The organism is uncultured Victivallis sp. (genome assembly GCA_944389935.1).
In the GTDB taxonomy this organism is placed as follows: domain Bacteria; phylum Verrucomicrobiota; class Lentisphaeria; order Victivallales; family Victivallaceae; genus Victivallis.
This window is the reverse complement of the sequence record CALXOE010000091.1, coordinates 1-3849: the sequence shown is the minus strand read 5'-3', so window position 1 is coordinate 3849 and position 3849 is coordinate 1. Positions and strand designations below refer to the sequence as shown.

General features: G+C 57.0%; 5 protein-coding genes. 2 read left to right on the top strand and 3 right to left on the bottom strand.

Annotated features, from left to right (window positions below; translation table 11 throughout):
* The first annotated feature begins 102 nt into the window (after positions 1-102).
* Complete coding sequence (locus Q0J85_RS15325; RefSeq protein ID WP_294483203.1) at positions 103-822, top strand: type II secretion system protein; 720 nt, start codon at positions 103-105, stop codon at positions 820-822.
* 178 nt (positions 823-1000) lie between these two features.
* Positions 1001-1708, top strand: a complete 708-nt coding sequence (locus Q0J85_RS15320) for a DUF6655 family protein (RefSeq protein ID WP_294483202.1) — start codon at positions 1001-1003, stop codon at positions 1706-1708.
* Positions 1709-1723: 15 nt separating this feature from the next.
* On the opposite strand, the gene xerC is transcribed toward Q0J85_RS15320, so the two are convergent.
* Genes xerC through Q0J85_RS15305 form a run of 3 tightly spaced genes read right to left on the bottom strand, consistent with a single transcriptional unit; the run spans position 1724 to position 3596 of the window.
* Positions 1724-2677 carry a tyrosine recombinase XerC gene (xerC, locus tag Q0J85_RS15315; protein ID WP_294483199.1) on the bottom strand — a complete coding sequence of 318 codons (954 nt, stop codon included), beginning with the start codon at positions 2675-2677 and terminating at the stop codon, positions 1724-1726.
* Positions 2674-3108 (bottom strand): META domain-containing protein, encoded by a 435-nt coding sequence (locus Q0J85_RS15310; RefSeq protein WP_294483196.1) that lies wholly within the window; start codon positions 3106-3108, stop codon positions 2674-2676. Before Q0J85_RS15310 ends, xerC begins: the two co-directional genes overlap by 4 nt.
* A 44-nt stretch (positions 3109-3152) precedes the next feature.
* On the bottom strand, positions 3153-3596 hold the full coding sequence (locus Q0J85_RS15305) for an META domain-containing protein (RefSeq protein ID WP_294483192.1): 444 nt from the start codon (positions 3594-3596) through the stop codon (positions 3153-3155).
* Positions 3597-3849: the final 253 nt, after the last annotated feature.

Genomic DNA, 3849 nt, shown 5'->3' with positions numbered 1-3849 from the left:
TGATAGTCCCAGAGTTAAGATGAACCTTCTGCCTCTTTTTTCATCCCGCCGAATTAAAAACTTTTGAAATTACCTCTGTCAAATAAAAACCGGGAGTCACAAATGAAAAAACACATGATCCGCTCTTTCACCCTCGTCGAGCTCCTCGTCGTGATCGCGATCATCGCGATTCTCGCCGGAATGCTGCTGCCTGCGCTGAATCAGGCGCGCGCACGCGCCAACGCGGCGACCTGCATGAACAACATGAAAGCACTCGGCGCAACGAATATGTTTTATGCGAACGACTTCAACGGCTTCGACTTCATGCTCTCCGACGAATACTGGGCCGGCTGGCATGAGCAGACCGCGTTTCTCCACTACTTCGGCTGCACGGATGCGGAAGCCCAAAACGTCCTCTACGCGAAGAATTCCGGGGCTTATGTGCCGCGTGAACGGCTCTGCCCGGAAAAACAGCTCAAGGCGAATGCCACCACCGGAAAATATCCCATCGACTCCTACGGGAAAAACTCCGCCGGCTTGAGCTGGGCGCTCGGGCTGCCCAGCTCCCTGCCCCGCTTCTCCTACATCTATATGTACTCCAGAGTCAAGAACCCCTCGGGTGTCGTTCACCATGTGGAGGGCTATTCCACTCCCGACATGTGCGGCAAATGGAACATCAGTTACGGGGAAGCCGCCAGTCCGACCGGTTATATCATCGGCACGGGAGCCCATTACATACACTCCAACCGTGCGAATGCGGTCTTCTTCGACAGGCATGTCGCAGCCATGTCCCAGCCGGAACTCTACCAGGAAAAAGTCTGGGACGCCTATGATGTGCGGTGAGCCGTGACGCGGAGAATCATCTTCCGGCCGGTCTGAACCAGGAATGCCCGATCCCGCCCTGCCCTGTGAACGTCATTGAAGTTCTGGGCGGGGCGTTTTTCATCTCCCGCTCTCCGGCTCTGACGGCTTTTCCGGAAATTCCATCGCGGAGCGGTTGAAAAACAGCGGTTTCGGAGTTATGGTAAGAGAAGTTATTCCGGAGTTCACCGTCGAGGCGGTCCGGATCACACATGCGAAACATTCCGGGGAGTATTGTTCGATGAAACGTCTGTTTCCGGCCGTCATCGGGTTCGGAGCGATTCTGCTGCTCGGCGGCTGCACAACGCCGTGGGTGACGAATACGCCGCGTTCGGCCATCGAGCAGTATCTGGTCGCCAGCACGATTGAACATGCAATCGGGAATCTGGACTTCAGCAAGTATTCCGGGAAAAAGGCGATTTTCGATTACGACTACTTCGCACCGCAGGTGGACAAGCAGTATGTGCAGGGAATCCTCGAAATGCAGGTGTCGAAATTCGATATCATCATCACCCGCAGAAACGAGGAGGCCGACATCATCATCCAGCCGCTCTGCGGCGTGCTCGGAACCGATTACAGCAAATTCCTCATTGGTACACCCGAGGTGCCGATCCCGGTACCGGATACCAGTGTTTCGTTCGCGATTCCGGAAATTCCGATCTTCAGCAAATACACCCGAATCGCCTACGGCAGGTTCGCGTTCAACATCTTTGAGGCGAAAACCCGCAAACCGCTCGAGGCTTTCTCCGGAGTCAACTCCAGCGCCTCTTACAACAACTGGATCGTTCTGCTGATTCCATTCTCCACCCATACCATGGATATGGAGAACTCGCACGATCTGAACACCCAGGTCGATTTCTTTGAATAGGACCCCGCTCCCGGCTCACTTTTTGGCCCGGGGATGCGCCTTATCGTAGACATTGCGCATTCGTTCCGCACTGATGTGCGTATAGATCTGGGTCGTGCTGAGATTTTCGTGCCCGAGCAGCTCCTGAACGCTGCGCAGATCTGCGCCGTTGTCGAGCAGATGAGTGGCAAAAGAGTGACGCAGCTTGTGCGGCGTAAAATCAGGCGGCAGACCGCCGGCGATCAGATAACTCTTCAAATTCCGCTGAAACGAGCGGGCCGTCAGCCGTTTTCCGAAACGATTCAGAAAGACCGGTCGCTCCGGCAGGCCGGTCCATCCCCGTTCGCGGCAGAGCCCCAGATAATCCTGCAACGCCGCAGCGGCGTAACGCCCGATCATGGCAAGGCGCTCTTTTTTCCCCTTGCCGCGCACTTTCGCGACACCGGACGCGAGATCGAGATCGCCGTGGTTGAGTCCGACCGCCTCGCTGATCCGGAGTCCGCCGGAATAGATCACTTCGACCATCGCACGGTCGCGTGCTGAAGCGAATTCCGCGCCCTCCTCCGTCTTCGCCAATCCCGTGGCGACGGCATTTCTCCAGTAGGCAGGGATCGCCGCCAGGAGCTGATCGATCTGACTGAGATTCATCACTTTGGGGAGCGGTCGCTCGACTTTCAACGGGGGGAGCCGGGTGAACGGGTTGTTCTCGATCCGCCCGGTCTTCTGAAGAAAACGAAAAAACGACCGCAGCGCGGAGAGTTTCCGCCGCTGCGACCGTTTGCAGTCGCCGGCCTCGAAGAGCTTCATCTGGAACGTGCGCGCCTGTTCAACATCGACGCTCATCCAGTCATCGAAGCTCTCGTCGGAATTGCGCACGAGCCGGGCAAACTCGACGATATCATGGACATAAGCCTCGACGGTGTGTTCGCTGGCATTGCGTTCGCCGCGCAGATGTCGGATATACTCCTCGAGCCGGGAACCGAGTTTCATTTGCGTTTTTTCAGGTCGGGAGAACCCGCCTTGAAAGTCGCGACGACCTTGCCGTTTTCGTCGTAGACCGTGAGCGTCTTCCCGCTGATCGAGTAGCTGCGGATCGCCCGCATCGTCTCATTGAACTTCGTCTCATAACCGAGATTCGGCCCGGCCATCAGCGTCGTGGCGCCGGGACGGAACGAGAGCGTCCCTTTCTCCTGATCGACGTCGGCCACGGTGGAGAAACGGTTCGCGCCGCTGTTTCCGTAAACCATGTTGGTCTCGTTGATCTCGAACCAGACGGGAACCGGCTCGATCAGTTTCACCGCGCCCTGGTTCTCCAGTTTCTCCGGCACCCAGACCGTATTTTTGAGCGGGGTCGAGCAGCCGCCGATCAGCATCGCCGCACAGAACGCGGCCACAGCCATCCAGATTTTATTGATTTTCATATTTCACACCTCTCATTTTCGGTTTTGCCGTGGGAAGAGAGCGGTTATTTCTCCGGATTTTTCAACTCTTCCGACCCGGCTTTGAAGATCGCAAGCGGTTTGCCGTTCTGATCGAGGAGCGTGAGAGTTTCTCCGGAAAGCTGATAACTCCGGGTCTCCTCCAACGCCTTGAGGAACGCGCTCTCATACGGCAGATTCGGCCCTGCCATACGGGTTGTCGCCGGCGGATTGAAGATGAGTTTCCCGTCCCCCGCCGTCTTGACCGAACCGATGATCTGGTTCACTCCGCCGTTGCCGGTGAGACGGTTTTCCCGGTCGATCGAGAACCAGGCCCGCACTCCGTCTCCGGTGGCAGGCGCCTGAACAGGAGATCCGGAAACCGGAATCCACACCGTCTCTTTCAGCGGGACATCCGTCACCGCACAGCCGCCGAGGAAAGCGATCACGCCGATCGCCGCACTTATGATACCGGATTTTGAGATTCTCATTGCCGCTCCTCCTGCCATATCGGTTTTCGTCCGGGGACCCCACTCCCCTTTTCACGAAGATAATATAGCAAGGCAGGCGGGTTTTGTCAAGCCTTTCCCGCCATCGGCCGGGGGTTCCAGCAGCGGCGGCCGGCTCATTCCGAAAGCATTCCGTGTTCCCGGTAATAGCTGAGGTAGAACGGATTGCGGATCCATTCGGCGGGGATTTTCCTGCCGGAAGCCTTGTATTCGTCGATCTTCTTCTGGAGTTCGC